The 13,925-nt window shown below is 66.4% G+C and carries 16 protein-coding genes; 11 read left to right on the top strand and 5 right to left on the bottom strand.

The genetic code is table 11. From position 1 onward, the window contains the following. Nucleotides 1-9 precede the first annotated feature (9 nt). Nucleotides 10-906 (top strand): AraC family transcriptional regulator, encoded by an 897-nt coding sequence (locus tag KB879_RS13985; protein WP_211981809.1) that lies wholly within the window; start codon nucleotides 10-12, stop codon nucleotides 904-906. Between the two features lie 94 nt (nucleotides 907-1,000). Here KB879_RS13985 and KB879_RS13980 read toward each other — a convergent pair whose 3' ends face one another. After that, a complete protein-coding gene (locus KB879_RS13980; RefSeq protein ID WP_211981807.1) occupies nucleotides 1,001-1,420 on the bottom strand; it encodes an organic hydroperoxide resistance protein in 420 nt (139 codons plus the stop codon). Nucleotides 1,421-1,453: 33 nt separating this feature from the next. Continuing rightward, nucleotides 1,454-1,765, bottom strand: coding sequence for a hydroxyquinol 1,2-dioxygenase (locus KB879_RS13975; RefSeq protein ID WP_211981805.1), 312 nt, complete (start codon nucleotides 1,763-1,765; stop codon nucleotides 1,454-1,456). 414 nt (nucleotides 1,766-2,179) lie between these two features. Here KB879_RS13975 and KB879_RS13970 point away from each other — a divergent pair, with 414 nt between their 5' ends. From KB879_RS13970 to KB879_RS13935, 8 genes are all read left to right on the top strand, one after another. Then, entirely contained in the window at nucleotides 2,180-3,115 is a 936-nt protein-coding gene (locus KB879_RS13970; protein WP_211981803.1) for a dioxygenase, read from the top strand. Between the two features lie 42 nt (nucleotides 3,116-3,157). After that, nucleotides 3,158-3,907, top strand: a complete 750-nt coding sequence (locus tag KB879_RS13965; protein ID WP_013953384.1) for an SDR family NAD(P)-dependent oxidoreductase — start codon at nucleotides 3,158-3,160, stop codon at nucleotides 3,905-3,907. A gap of 52 nt (nucleotides 3,908-3,959) precedes the next feature. Beyond that, on the top strand, nucleotides 3,960-4,844 hold the full coding sequence (locus KB879_RS13960) for a 3-keto-5-aminohexanoate cleavage protein (protein ID WP_114130539.1): 885 nt from the start codon (nucleotides 3,960-3,962) through the stop codon (nucleotides 4,842-4,844). A 41-nt stretch (nucleotides 4,845-4,885) separates the two neighbouring features. Further along, nucleotides 4,886-5,863 (top strand): zinc-binding alcohol dehydrogenase family protein, encoded by a 978-nt coding sequence (locus KB879_RS13955; RefSeq protein WP_211981801.1) that lies wholly within the window; start codon nucleotides 4,886-4,888, stop codon nucleotides 5,861-5,863. After that, nucleotides 5,860-6,201, top strand: a complete 342-nt coding sequence (locus tag KB879_RS13950; protein WP_114130541.1) for a cupin domain-containing protein — start codon at nucleotides 5,860-5,862, stop codon at nucleotides 6,199-6,201. The genes KB879_RS13955 and KB879_RS13950 overlap by 4 nt, the downstream gene beginning before the upstream one ends. A 92-nt stretch (nucleotides 6,202-6,293) precedes the next feature. Continuing rightward, complete coding sequence (locus KB879_RS13945) at nucleotides 6,294-7,397, top strand: porin (RefSeq protein ID WP_211981799.1); 1,104 nt, start codon at nucleotides 6,294-6,296, stop codon at nucleotides 7,395-7,397. A gap of 88 nt (nucleotides 7,398-7,485) precedes the next feature. Then, nucleotides 7,486-8,469: a tripartite tricarboxylate transporter substrate binding protein gene (locus tag KB879_RS13940; RefSeq protein ID WP_153953417.1), complete on the top strand. Its 984-nt coding sequence runs from the start codon at nucleotides 7,486-7,488 to the stop codon at nucleotides 8,467-8,469. A gap of 92 nt (nucleotides 8,470-8,561) precedes the next feature. After that, on the top strand, nucleotides 8,562-9,596 hold the full coding sequence (locus tag KB879_RS13935) for a LacI family DNA-binding transcriptional regulator (RefSeq protein WP_249221302.1): 1,035 nt from the start codon (nucleotides 8,562-8,564) through the stop codon (nucleotides 9,594-9,596). A gap of 19 nt (nucleotides 9,597-9,615) precedes the next feature. Here the strand turns inward: KB879_RS13935 and KB879_RS13930 are convergent, their stop codons facing one another. Both KB879_RS13930 and KB879_RS13925 read right to left on the bottom strand, forming a co-directional pair. After that, on the bottom strand, nucleotides 9,616-9,927 hold the full coding sequence (locus KB879_RS13930) for a hydroxyquinol 1,2-dioxygenase (RefSeq protein ID WP_211981785.1): 312 nt from the start codon (nucleotides 9,925-9,927) through the stop codon (nucleotides 9,616-9,618). A 302-nt stretch (nucleotides 9,928-10,229) separates the two neighbouring features. Then, on the bottom strand, nucleotides 10,230-11,033 hold the full coding sequence (locus KB879_RS13925) for an SDR family oxidoreductase (protein ID WP_211981783.1): 804 nt from the start codon (nucleotides 11,031-11,033) through the stop codon (nucleotides 10,230-10,232). A gap of 168 nt (nucleotides 11,034-11,201) precedes the next feature. On the opposite strand from KB879_RS13925, the gene KB879_RS13920 reads away from it, so the two are divergent. Continuing rightward, entirely contained in the window at nucleotides 11,202-12,152 is a 951-nt protein-coding gene (locus tag KB879_RS13920) for a GlxA family transcriptional regulator (protein ID WP_211981780.1), read from the top strand. A 147-nt stretch (nucleotides 12,153-12,299) separates the two neighbouring features. Continuing rightward, on the top strand, nucleotides 12,300-12,764 hold the full coding sequence (locus KB879_RS13915) for a RidA family protein (RefSeq protein ID WP_211981779.1): 465 nt from the start codon (nucleotides 12,300-12,302) through the stop codon (nucleotides 12,762-12,764). 18 nt (nucleotides 12,765-12,782) lie between these two features. Here KB879_RS13915 and KB879_RS13910 read toward each other — a convergent pair whose 3' ends face one another. Then, nucleotides 12,783-13,694, bottom strand: a complete 912-nt coding sequence (locus KB879_RS13910; protein WP_211981777.1) for a LysR family transcriptional regulator — start codon at nucleotides 13,692-13,694, stop codon at nucleotides 12,783-12,785. Nucleotides 13,695-13,925 lie beyond the last annotated feature (231 nt).

Here is a 13,925-nt window from a genome sequence, read left to right as displayed (position 1 = left end):
CGTCCGGCGATGAGCGATCCCCTGTCAGAAGTCATCTCACTGCTGCAGCCGCGTGCCGTGTTCTCCAAGTCCATCAGCGGCGCCGGCCGCTGGGGTGTTCGCTACGCTGACTTCGGCCAGCCAAGCTTCTGCGCCGTGCGCGAGGGCAGCTGTCGTCTCGCCGTCGACGGCCACCATGCCATCACGCTTGAGGCAGGCGACTTCGTGCTCCTGCCGGCAACGCCGGGCTTCACCCTGTCGGGTTTTGAGCCGGTGGCGCCCGAGCGCATCGACCCCAAGGTGGCGTCTGCGCCGACGGGCGAAGTCCGTCACGGCAGGCGCGGTGGACGTCCCGATGTGCGACTGCTCGGCGGCTACTTTGTCTTTGACTCGTCCAATGCCGCGCTGCTGGTGTCGCTGTTGCCGGCGCTGGTGCATGTGCGCGGCGCCGAGCGGCTTTCGGCCATCGTTCGGCTCGTCGGCGAGGAATCGGGTGAACGGAGGTCGGGCCGCGAGCTCGTGCTCACGCGCCTGGTGGAGGTGCTGCTGATCGAAGCGCTGCGCTCAACGTCGGGGGAGGACGCACCCCCGGGCTTGCTGCGTGGCCTGGCCGATGCCCGACTCGCGTCAGCGATGCGGCAGATGCACGCCGATCCCGCGCGCACGTGGACGGTGGCCCAACTCGCAAAGAAGGCCGCGTTGTCGCGCTCGACCTTTTTTGAGCGCTTCACCCGCGCCGTTGGAATGCCACCGATGGAATACCTGATCGCCTGGCGCATGGCTGTGGCGAAGGACCTGCTCCGTCGCCATGACTTCGGGATCGCCGAGGTTGCCGAACGGGTCGGCTACGGCTCGGCAAGTACCTTCAGCACCGCGTTCAGCCGGCACGTCGGCCAGCCACCGAGTCTCTACGCGCGCAAACGTTAGAACGTCGCATGGAACGCGACTGCACCGGACAGAGGGCTCGCTTTGGTTGTGGAAAATGACCTGCCCGGTTGCCTCAGGCAGGTCACCGTGTGCGTCAGACCAGCCTGGTTTCGACGTGGATGCTGCCGTGCAGGGCCTTCGAGTACGGGCAGGTCCGGTGCGCGGTATCCACCAGTGCCTGGGCCACTTCACGGTCGATGCCGGGGATATGGACATTGAGCCGGGCCTGCAGCAAATAGGCCTCGCCAGCGCTGCCCAGATCAACCTCGGCGTCGACCGAAAGCTCGGCCGGCAGCTTCACTTTCATCTTGCCGGCGGCCAGCCCGATCGCGCCGATAAAGCACGCCGACCATCCCGCGGCGAGCAGTTGCTCCGGGTTCGTGCCCTGGCCTTTGGTGCCCGGCGAGGACAGTTGAAGGTTCAGCCGGCCGTCATCGCTGTGGGCTTCGCCGTCGCGTCCGCCTGCGGTGATGTGGACTTTGCCGGTGTACAGCACTTTTTCGATACGGGTCATGATGCGTTCCTTGGTCATTCAGAGAGTTGGGGCTCAGGCGTAGGCGCCGTCAAGATAGGGGTCGACACTGCGCGCCGGGTCCGCCGACACGCCGGTGCGGTCCAGGCCGGACAGGGTGCGTGCGCCGTCGTAGTACGGATCAACGTTGCGCGCACCGTCCGTGAACGGGTCGACGGCACGCGCGCCGTCGCTGTACGGGCTGCGTGCCTCTTGCACGGAGCGGGCACCGTCGGTGAAGGGGTCTCGCGCGCCCGGCTGGGGCAGTGCGGCGGCCTGCGCACCGGCAGCGGCGGCAACCAGGGCGATGGCGAAGACAAAGCGCTTGGCGATGTTGTGGGTAGTCATGATCGTCTTCCTTAAAGGTTTGGGTTCGGTATTGCGCGGCAGGGACTGGCTTCGTTGAGGTTCGCCGCCGGGCCACGGAATGCATTTAAGGCGATCGATGTATCTGGCCCGTAGCGCGTGAGAGGTGTCTCCGTCGAAACACGTATCGTTGCGGCTGCGTGATACAGACGGGTACAAATTCATGCGCGAACGGGCTGGGGAGCCGCATCGGCAGGGGACTCGGACAGGCCTATGCGCCACATTCTGCGCCTTGGCATGCACCTAGGGTTTCTCCCGAAAATCGTCCGTACTCCCTTGTTTTGATTGTGATTCTGGTTGAACGGCAGCCGTTGCAAGTCGTGGCGGTGACTAACTTCGACCTTGACCATCCGTCGAAACCGCCGATAATGCAAACGTTTGCAAAGGAGGCAAAACATGGAAACTTCCAGCGAGCGGCAGGCGCCACAAGGCGAGCGTCTGGCGCTGATCGAGGACGAACACTCGGTGACAGGCGTGGTCCAGGCGGCCATGGCCAATACCACCAATCCCCGCCTGCGCTTCATCATGGATTCCCTGGTGCGGCACCTTCACGGGTTCCTGTCCGAGGTGCGGCTGTCCGACGAGGAATTCGAGCTTGCCCTGTGGTATATCGCCAGCCTGGGCCATGCGACCAATGCCAAACATAACGAGGTTGTCCTGGCTGCCGACGTGCTGGGGCTGTCGACGCTGGTGACCGTCATGAACAACAGCACCAGGGACGGGCGCACGCCCGGCGCGCTGCTCGGCCCGTTCTATCGCGCCAACGCGCCGCGTTATGACTGCGGTGACTGCGTGGTGCAGGACGACGCGCCTGGCTTGCCGCTGCTGGTCAGCGGCACCGTGCGGGCGACCGATGGCACGCCGCTGCCAGGCGCGCTGGTCGAGATCTGGCAGGCGTCGCCGGTGGGACTGTATGACAACCAGGATCCGACCCAGCCCGACCGCAACCTGCGCGGCTGCTTCCATACCGATGAAAGCGGCGGCTATCACTTTCGCACGGTGCGGCCTGCCGGCTATCCGGTGCCGACCCACGGCCCGGTAGGCACGTTGCTGGCCGAGCAGCAGCGCCATCCGTACCGGCCGGCGCATATCCATTTCATCGTCGCGGCGCCGGGTTACCGGACGCTCGTCACCCAGGTGTTTGCCGACGCGCCGGACAAGCTGGAATCCGATGTCACGTTCGGCGTGCATCGGCAACTGGTTGGCGATCTCCGGCTGCACCACCAAGGCCCCAGCCCGTGGGGCGATGTGCCGGCGCCGTTTTACACGCTGGCGTTCGATTTCACGCTGGAGCCCGGCGAGCAGACCTTCCCGAAGCCGCCGATCGACTGAAGGCCGAATCGGCTTCCCCTGACCCATTCCCACATTGAAACCATGAGTGCTACTTCTCTTTCCGGCAAGGTGGCCGTGATCCTCGGCGGCACCGGTGCCATCGGCTTTGCCGCCGGTGAAACGCTGGCGCGCCTTGGCGCAAGCGTCGTGCTGACCGGGCGCGACGCCGACAAGGCGGCCAGTGCCGCGGCGGCCTTGCCGGCCGGCAACCATCTTGCCGCCGTGGCCGAGATTGCCGACAGCGCCTCGCTGCGCGCGCTGGCCGACGAGGTCAGCCATCACTACGGCCGCGTCGATATCCTGGTGAACACCGCGGGCTTTACGCGGGCGATCCCGCACGCCGACCTCGACGCCCTGGACGATGCGCTGATCGATGAACTGTTTGCCGTCAACTGGCGCGGTCAGTTTGCCGCGATCCGTGCGTTCGCGCCGCACCTGCGCGCCAATGGCGACGGGCTGGTGGTCAATGTCGGGTCGATCGCCGGCCGTACGGGGCAGGGCAGCAATGTTGCGTACTGCGCTGCCAAGGCCGGGCTCGATGTCATGGCGATGTCGCTCGGGCGCGCGCTGGCGCCGCATATCCGCGTGCTGAACGTTTCACCGGGCGTGGTCGATACCGCCTTCGTGCCGGGACGCGACAGCGGTTTCAACGAGCGCGCCGCCAAGTCGACGCCGCTCAAGCGCGTCGGCCAGGCACAGGACGTGGCCGATGCCATCGCTGCCTGCGCGACGTCACTGCGCTTTGCCACTGGCACCACCATCGTCGTGGACGGCGGCCGCCAGCTTGGATAGGCCAGGCCCCTCCATGTCTACCCAATAGCATTTCCATTACTGACCTTCGCTCATGCACGCACGCAAGACCATCATCACCTGCGCGGTGACCGGCAATATCGTCACCCCGGAGCAGCACCCCGGCTTGCCGGTCACGCCGGCCCAGATTGCCGACGCCGCGCTGGAAGCCGCCGAGGCCGGCGCAGCCGCCGCCCACATCCACGTGCGCGACCCTGAAACGGGGCGCCCGTCGATGTCGCTCGACTACTACGCCGATGTCATCGACCGCATCCGCAAGCGCAACCGCTCGCTGATCATCAACCTCACCACCGGACCCGGTGGCCGCTTCGTGCCGAGCGAGGACGAGCCGCGCGTGGCCGCGCCCGGCACCACGCTGCTGCATCCCTCGAAGCGCGTCGAACACATCGCGGCGCTGCGCCCGGACGTCTGCTCGCTCGACTTGAACACCATGAATTCAGGCGGCGACGTGGTCATCAACACGCCCACCAACGTGCGCAAGATGGCCAGCGTGATCCGCGCGGCCGGCGTCATGCCCGAGCTGGAGATCTTCGATTCCGGGGACCTGAACATGGCGCTCGACTTTATCCGTGAAGGCGTGCTGGACGGTCCCGGCCTGTGGACCCTGGTGCTGGGCGTGAAGTACGGCTTTGCGCCCACGCCGGAAACCATCTTCTACGCGCGCAACATGCTGCCCGCCGGCGCCCACTGGTCGGCCTTCGGCATCGGCCGCGCGGAGTTCCCGATCGTGGCCCAGGCATGGCTTGCAGGCGGACACGTGCGCGTCGGCATGGAAGACAACATCTATCTTGAGAAGGGCGTGCTGGCGCCAAGCAACGCGGCGCTGGTCGCCAAGGCGCGTGACATCGTCAGGTCGCTCGGCGGCGAGATTGCATCGTCGGCCGAGGCCCGGCGCACGCTTGGGCTGCGCGAAGCCTGACCCCCGCCATACAGAACTAAACATTTCAGGAAGGAATCACCATGAACACCATTCGAGTCAGCGAAAAAGCCGCCAATATCGATGTCCTGCAGCTGGAGCTGCTCGGCGTGCCGCGTCCGGAAGCGGCGCCGGGTCAGGTCATCATCGAAGTGGCCAGCGCCGGCGTGAACCCGAGCGACGTGAAGGCAACGCTCGGCATGATGCCGCATGCGATCTGGCCGCGCACGCCAGGCCGCGACTATGCAGGCCTGGTCGTCGACGGTCCCACCGAACTGCTGGGCCAGCAGGTCTGGGGCAGCGGCGGCGAGCTCGGCATCCGCCGCGACGGCACGCATGGCAAGTACCTGCGCATCCAGGCCAGCGCGGTGCGCGCCAAGCCGGCGTCGGTGTCGCTGCTGGAAGCCGGCGCCGTGGGGGTGCCGTTCATCACCGCCTATGAAGGGCTGCGCCGCGCGGGCATGCCGCAGGCTGGCAGCACCGTGCTGGTGTGTGGCGGCAACGGCAAGGTGGGGCAGGCAACGATCCAGATCGCCACGGCGCTCGGCGCGCGCGTCTTTGCCGTGGAGCGCACCGCCGAGGCGTATCGTGGCCATGCCAGCGGCGACGTGCGCATGATCGATGCCAGCAGCGAATCCATCGCCGCGGTGGTGCGCGAAGAGACCGACGGGCACGGTGCGGATATCGTCTACAACACGGTGGGAAGCCCCTACTTCGAACAGGCCAACCAGGCCATGGCGATCGGCGCGGCGCAGATCTTCATCTCGACCATCGAGAAGCCGGTGCCGTTCGATATCTTCGCCTTCTATCGTGGCCAGCACACCTATGTGGGCGTCGACACCCTTGCGCTGGACAGCAACGCCTGCGCGGGCATCCTTGACCAGCTCGCACCGATGTTTGCCTCGGGTGCGCTGCGGCCGTTCCCGGTCCTTTCCGACTACACCTATGCGCTCTCCAACGCCAAGGAGGCCTACCGGGCGGTCCTGCAGGGCGCGACCGAACGCGTGGTGCTGAAGCCATGAACACGACCCGGTTCGCAAAGGCGCCAGCCTACTTCCCGGCGAATCATGAAGGCATGCACTGCCTGCGCCTGCAAGGGCATGAAGCGGGACCGTCCGAAGCCTTGTGGATGGGGGTCTCGGTACTGCTGCCGGGCGGCCATACGTCGATGGATGCCTCGCCGGTGGAAAAGCACTACGTCGTGCTGGAAGGCGAAGTCCGCATCGCCACGCCCGACGAGGTCGTGACGCTGGCCCAGTTCGATTCCGTGTGCCTGGCGCCGGGTGAGGCGCGGCAGGTGTCGAACCCGGGTAACCGGCCGGCGATGCTGCTGCTGGCGATGCCGTATCCCAAGGGCTGATTTTCTCGGGCCGAACTGCAAACGATTGCAAAAAAGAGCGGAGCAGACGGCCCGCCGACAACAACCACGACAAACCAGGGGAGACAAAGCAAATGCAACCCATCAGAAAGCGCAGCCATCTGCTCGTGCTGGCCATGGCCGCAGGCTGTGGCGGTGAGGCCTGCGCGCAGTCAGCCGTGACCCTGTACGGGCGCATCAATACGGCACTGGAGTATTCCTATGCCAACACCGCGACCGACGGTTCCCGCCTTGGCGGCGTGGGGCGCCTGACCAACAACCGCTCGGTCTTCGGCATGCGTGGCGAAGAAGCCCTGGGCGGCAGCCTGAAAGCGATCTGGCAGATCGAAAGCAATTTCTCGCTCGATACCGGCCAGGGCCAGGTGGCCGGGCGCAATACGCGGGTGGGGCTGCAGGGCGATGCTGGCACGCTGTTCCTGGGGCACTGGCAGACGCCATACACCGAATCGACGCTGGCCTATGACCCGTACTATCCGACCACTGCCGGCTATATGGCGCTGATCGGCAACGGCTCCACGTCCAGTTCCGACAACGTGCAGGACACCAGCTCGTTCGACCGCCGGCAGAAGAACATCATCGTCTACAAGACGCCGTCGTTCGCCGGCTTCAGCGGCGCCGCGGCGTGGGGCGTGAACGAGGAGAAGACCACCGTACCGCGCAATCCCGGCTTGTATTCGTTCTCGGCCGCCTACGACAACGGCCCGCTCAACGTGGCGCTGGCCTATGAAGTCCACCAGCACTACCAGACCGCCGGCCGCAACGATGACGCGATGAAGGCGGGCGTCTCGTACAAGTTCCCGACCACCACCGTGGCGCTGCTCTATGAACGGCTCCACTACCGCACCGCGACCGGTGACCTGACCCGCAACGGGTACTACGCCTCGGTGGTGCAAAAGCTCGGGCCGGGCAGCGTGCGCGTCGGTTTTGGCCTTGCCAGCAATGGCGCGGGCAATGCGACCGAGACCGTGGGCTTCTTCCGCAGCGGCGCGGAAACGGGCGCCACGCAGATCACGGTCGGCTACGACTATCCGCTGTCCAAACGCACAGCGCTGTATGCGTACTACAGCCGCATCAACAACAAGCGCAATGCGATCTACGACTTTGCCATCAATGAACTGGGCGTGAGCGCGGGTGCAGACCCGCAGACGGTCGCGCTCGGCATGCGGCACTTCTTCTGAGGCAGAACGGCACGCCCGCATGGGCGCGCCGCATTCAACGGCGATGCGCGGTGCCCGCGCTCGCTTCTGAAGTGAGGAGACACACAGAATGATTCGATCCATCCAAGGCACCGTGCTGGCGCTGGCGTCATCGCTGATGCTGGCGGCCGCGCCCGCCGTCCACGCGCAACCGCAATACCCCAGCAAGCCGATCCGGCTGGTGGTGCCGTTCTCGGCCGGCAGCGCCACCGACATCCTGGCGCGCATCATCGGCAGCAAGATGGGCGAGGGCGGCACCTACCAGGTGATCGTCGACAACCGCCCCGGCGCCGGCGGCACCCTGGGCGCCACCGGCGTGGCCAAGGCGGCGCCGGACGGCTACACGCTGATCCTGGTTTCGGTCGGGCACGCCATCAACGCCACGCTGTATCCCAAGCTCTCGTATGACACGGTGAAGGACTTCGCACCGGTCTCGCTGGTGGCGACGGTCCCCAATGTGCTGGTGGTCAATGCCGGCAGCAAGTACAAATCGGTGCGGGACGTTGTCAACGCCGCCAAGGCGACGCCGGGAGCGCTGAATTTCGACTCGGCGGGTTCCGGCAGCTCTACGCACCTGAGCGGCGAGATGTTCAAGATGCAGGCCGGCATCGACATCGTCCATATCCCGTACAAGGGCACGGGCGAAGCGCTGACCGACGTCATGGCTGGCCGGGGCGACATGATGTTCGCGCCCAGCGTATCGGCCATGCCGTTCGTCAAACAGGGCAAGCTGCGGGCGCTGGCGGTCACCACGGCCAGGCGCGCCAGCGCGCTGCCGGATATTCCGACGGTGGCGGAGTCCGGCTTCCCCGGCTACGCGTTCGACTCCTGGTTCGGCGTGCTGGCGCCCGCCGGCACCCCGAAGGAAGTCGTCGATGCGCTCAATGCCGAGATCGGCAAGGCACTGGCCGCGCCGGATGTGCGCGAGCGCCTGGCCGCCCAGGGCGCGGAGCCGAAGCGCTCGTCGCCGCAGGAGTTTGCCGCCTATATCCAGGCGGAGATCGGCAAGCTGGCGCCGGTGGTCAGGCAATCCGGCGTGAAGGCGGGGCAGTAGCGCTAGCCCGAAGGCGAGCGGCGACGGCGCGGGGGTGGCTTAGAATGGCGTATTCCAACTCTCCCCGGGCTGCCGCCCCGCCAACTGCCGTCATGCCCGAGCGCAAGCGCCTCACCCTGAAAGACCTGGCTGCCGAGATCGACGTGCATTACTCGACCGTCTCGCGAGTGATGAACCCGGCCACGCGGCACCTGGTGGCTGAGGAAGTGGCGGCTCGCATCCTGGCGGTTGCCGAGGCCCGCGGCTTCCGCCCCAATCGCATCGCGGCGGGGCTGCGCACCCAGCGTTCCGGACTGGTGGGCGTGGTGCTGCCGGATATTTCCAACCCGGTGTTTCCGCCGATCCTGGCCGGGATTGAATCCGTGCTGGCGCAGCAAGGCTACGTGCCAATTGTGGTCAATGCCGGTACCGACAAAAGCCGGCAGCGTTTTGTCATCGACCAGATGATCGGCCAGCAGGTAGAAGGACTGGTGCTCGCCACCGCGGAACGGGACGATCCGATCCTCGCGTACTGCCTCAAGCAGCATATCCCCGTGGTCACGGTCAACCGCGGCGAAGACACGGGCCGGGTGTCCTGCGTGGTGAGCGACAACCTGCTGGCGATGCGGCAGACGGTCGACCACCTGGTCGGCCTGGGCCACCGCCGCATCGGGCATATTGCCGGGCCAGCCTCGCTGTCGACCGGCTTCCTGCGTCGCGAGGGCTTCCTTCAGGCGGTAAAGCGCCACCGCCTGCGCCGCGGCGAATGGCAAGTCATGGAAGCCGCCAGCTATTCGCGTGAAGCCGGCCGGCTCGCTTGCGAGCAACTCTTCGCGGCATTCCCGCAGATGACCGCCATCGCCGCCGGCAATGACCTGGTGGCGATGGGCTGCTACGACTTCCTGCGCGAGCGCGGCATGCGTTGCCCCGAGGACGTCTCGGTGGTGGGCCACAACGACATGCCTTTCGCCGACGCCCTGACGCCGCCGCTGACCACCGTGCGCATTGCCGTCCACGAAATGGGCGAGGAGGCTGCCCGCCTCCTGCTCAGGAAGATCGACAAGCCAGCCTCCGATGCCGTCACCGTGCAACTGACGCCGCAACTGATCGTGCGGGGTTCCACGGCAGCACCACGCGAAGAGGCATAGCCGAGGCCAAAGCCGGCAGTCAGGCGCGGGCGCCGTCCTGGTAGGGATCGAAGCTGCGCGCCGGATCAGCGGACGGACCCGTGCGGTCCCACCCGGCCAGGATGCGTTCACCCTTATCGTACGGATCGACATTGCGCGCGCCCTCGGTGTACGGGTCGCGTGCGTCCTGCACGGCGCGGGCGCCGTCGGTGAATGCGTTGCGTGCGTCCTGCACGGAACGTGCGCCTTCGCTGAACGGATCGCGTGCGCCGGGACCGGCGGCCTGGGCGCCGGCGGCGGCAGCTGCCAGGGCGAGGGCGAGAACAATGCGCTTGGTGAGATCGGTAATCATGGTCGGTTTCCTTGAGGTCTGGGTTGAACTGCGCGGCCGGGGGATCGTCTTGTTGACGCATGCCGTCGGTCCACGAGATGCATTAAAGGAAACCGGTGTATCTGCGCTATAGCGTGGAGACCCTGTTTCTGTCAGGGCACGTATCGTCCCCTGTGCCTGATACATAGCGGTACAAAAGGACCATGGGAGGCGCCTGCTGGCGTAGATGGCAGGGAGGAGGCGCGCGGCGGCCGGAGCGCTTCCGGATACCGCGCGCCCGGCGGAAGGTGGTGTAAAGGCCGCGCGCGTCCGCGAGCCGTCAGTTACCGGGCAACGCCGTACCGGGTAGCGGGCTGGTCACGCGAAAGATTTGGGCCGAGCGCGGCGCGTCCTGCCTCGAACGTGTTCCAGTCGGCCACGTCGGGCAACGACGGCACGGTAATCACCTCGCCCTGGTCCAGCCCTGCCAGGGCCGCGTCGACCAGGTCGTCGCCGCTCATGACTATCGCTTGCGGCAGGTTCTCGACCGGCTGGCCGGCGGTGTCCCAGAACTCGGTGCGGGTGGCCCCCGGCAGGACCGCCTGGATGCGCACGCCCTTGCCCGCAAGCTCATGTTGCAGCGACTGGGTAAAGGCCAGCACAAACGCCTTGGTGCCGCCGTAGACACCGTTCAGGATCTCGGGCGCGACCGCCACGACCGAGGCGATATTGATGATCGTGCCCTCGCCGCGCGCGACGAAGGCCGGGGCGGCGGCGTAGGTGAGCCGGGTCAGGGCCGTGACGTTGAGCTCGATCATTGCCTGCATGGTGTCGACATCCGATTCCAGCAGCGGTGCAGCGCCGCCGAAGCCGGCGTTGTTGACCAGCGTGGTGATGCTTGCATCCGTGCGCAGGATCTCTTCGATGCGTCGTACGTCGGCTGCCTGGCCAAGGTCCGCGGTCACGATCTCGACCGAGCGGCCGGTATCGTCGGTAATGCGGCGGGCCAGTGCTTCCAGCCGCGCGCGGTTGCGCGCCACCAGGATCAGGTCGTGGCCCCTGCGCGCCAGGCGCTCCGCATAGATGGCGCCGATGCCGGAAGAAGCACCGGTGATGAGGGCGGTGCCGGGATGGTTGTGCGTGGTCATGTCAAAGCTCCGGATTCAGTGAGGGAGGGAGATTCGTGGCGGTCGGCCCGGATCGGCCGGCTGCGTGAAACCAAGATTAGGAGCACAATGGCCATGACACCAATGTCATAGATGCCACCTTTTCTGCCGTGCGCGCAGAATGCCTTTCACTGCCATGAGGAGTTAGACATGCATCACGTGGCCCTTGCCCTCTATCCCGGCTTCCAGGTGCTGAACCTTGCGGTCTCGACAGTGCTGGAGTTCGCCAACCGCTCGCTCGGAGAGCCGCTGTACCAGGTCCACCTGCTGTCCGAGCATGGCGGACCGGTGTTGAGTTCCGGTGGCTTTTTCGTCAGCACCGAGCCGTTCGGCAGGCGCCGCTTCGATACCGTGCTGGTGGTGGGAGACAACGACGTGCTGCCCACGGCGCCCGCGCTGGTGAAGTTCCTGCAACGTGCGGCGCGGACTTCGCGGCGCATCGGCGCCACCTGCACCGGTGCCTTCAACCTGGCGGAGGCCGGGGTGCTGGATGGCCGCCGCGCCACCACGCACTGGTATTACGCCGAGCAGTTGCGGCGGCGCTTCCCGAACGTCGGCGTGGAAGAGGACCGCATCTTCATCATCGATGGCCCGGTCTGGACCTCGGCCGGCATGTCGGCCTGCATCGACCTGGCGCTGGCGCTGGTGGAGAAAGACGCGGGCGCCGCGGTTGCGCGCGATGTGGCGAAGTCGCTGGTCGTGTATCACCGACGCGCCAGCGGGCAGTCACAGTTCTCGGCACTGCTGGACCTGGAACCGCGCTCGGACCGCATTCGTGCCGCGCTGGATTTCGCGCGGCAGAACCTGCAACAGGAACTTTCGGTGGACCAACTGGCGGATGCGGCGCACCTGAGCCCGCGGCAGTTCGCGCGCGCATTCCGTGACGAGACCGGGCAGACCCCCGCCAAGGCCGTGGAGCACCTGCGCGTGGAGGCGGCCAGGCTGATGATGGAAAGCGGCCGCCATGCCATCGATGTGGTCGCGCGGGATACCGGCTTCGGTGACCGCGAGCGCATGCGGCGTGCGTTCCTGCGGGCGTTCGGCCAACCGCCGCAGGCAATCCGGCGCATGGCGCGCGGCGACGAATTGCAGACTGCGTAGGGGCGGCCGTGCCGACAGGGGCATGGAAGGCAGCCGGGCATCCGACTTGTTACCCCAGGTACCAATTCCTGTTCCGCGCCATGCCTTTATCCCAGGCCGGCGCGCACATAGAGTTGGTCGCGTGACCCTCACCTGATTGGAGCCAGCATGTCTGTGCAAGAACGTCTCGCAGCGCGCGGCCTGGTGCTGCCGCAGCCCCCGCAGCCCCTCGGCAGCTATACCGCGGTCAGCCAGGCCGGCGACCTGCTGTTCATTTCCGGGCAGTTGCCTTTGCAGGATGGCAAGGTGGTCTGGCAAGGCCAGGTCGGCAAGGACCTGGATGTCGGGCAGGGCAAGCGTGCCGCCCAGCTGGCGGCGCTCAACGTGCTGGCGCAGATCCATGCCTATCTGGGTGGCTTCGAGCGCCTGGACCACATCGTCCGCGTCGACGGGCACATTTCCAGCGCGCCCGGCTGGTTCGGGCAGCCGGCGGTGCTCGACGGTGCCTCCGACCTGTTTGGCGAGGTGCTGGTAGAGAAGGCCGGCCACGCGCGAACCATTTCCTCGCACTTCCAGCAGCCGGCGAATGCGGCCGTGATCCTCGTGGTCATTGCCCAGATCCGGCCTGAATAAGCAGCGCGGCTTGTGCCGTTACGCTGAGAATTTCTCGACCAGGAAGTCGACGAACGCCCGTACCCGGCGCGAGACGTGGCGCGCGGACGGGTATAGCAGCACAAAGGGGCGCGTACTGCCGCCGTAGTCCTTCAGCACCTCCACCAGCGTGCCGTCGCGCAGGTCCTGTTCCACCACGAAGCGGTAGGTCTGGAACAGGCCCGCGCCGGCGCGCACCAGCGTGGCCCCGCCCAGGATGTCTTCTGACGCCGCATACGAGCCGGCGGTCACGATATCCGTGTCCTCGCCGTTGACCTGGAACGTCCATGGGATCCGCCGGCCGCTGCTAGGGCGCTCGAACTGGATGCACTCATGCCTGAGCAGGTCTTCCAATGACTGCGGCGTGCCGGCACGCCCCAGATAGCCAGGCGTTGCCACCACCACCAGCTCAGCGTCTTCCAGCTTGCGCGCGATCAGGTTCGAGTCATCCGGCGCACGCCCGCGCACCGACAGGTCATAGGTGTCATCGGCGAAATCCACATTGCGGTTGCTGATGTGCACGTCGATCTCGACTTCGGGGTAGCGCTCGCGGAATGCCGGCAGCACTGGCAGCACGCGATAGTGCGCGTAAGGGGTCGGCAGGCTGATCCGCAAGCGCCCCGCAGGGGCTGCCTGCTGGCCGCTGATCTGCCGCTCCGCATCCACCAGCTGCGCCAGTGCGCCGCGGCTCTGCTCGAAATACACCCGGCCTTCGTCGGTCAGGCGGATCTGGCGCGTGGTCCGCACGAAGAGCCGCACCCCCAGGCGCTCCTCCAGCCTTTGCACAGTGCGGCTGACTGCGGGCGGTGTCACGCCCGCGGCCACTGCCGCCGCGGTGAAGCTGCCCAGCTCCGCGGCCAGGCAGAACAGCTCGATGCTGCCAAGCTGAAGGTCGTCGAATTGCCGTTTCATGTCTCGCACCGGATCAAGCGATGTATCCATCATATGTGCGCCATTGGCAGAAGTCGATGTCCGGGCTGTGGCTGGCGCCGAAGTGACCGCGAGGCTGCGTTTGCCATGGGCGCCGGAGGATTCGTCCCGCTCTATTTGTGCTTGTGGCGCAAGACTGTTTGTGCCGCCGAGGTCTTCGAATGCGAAAGGGAATTGCCTAGATTGGAACCCATCGGAGCCGCCGGCCCGATC

This window comes from Cupriavidus sp. KK10, assembly GCF_018223725.1.
Lineage (GTDB): Bacteria > Pseudomonadota > Gammaproteobacteria > Burkholderiales > Burkholderiaceae > Cupriavidus > Cupriavidus necator.
This window is presented reverse-complemented; position numbering and strand designations above follow the sequence as displayed.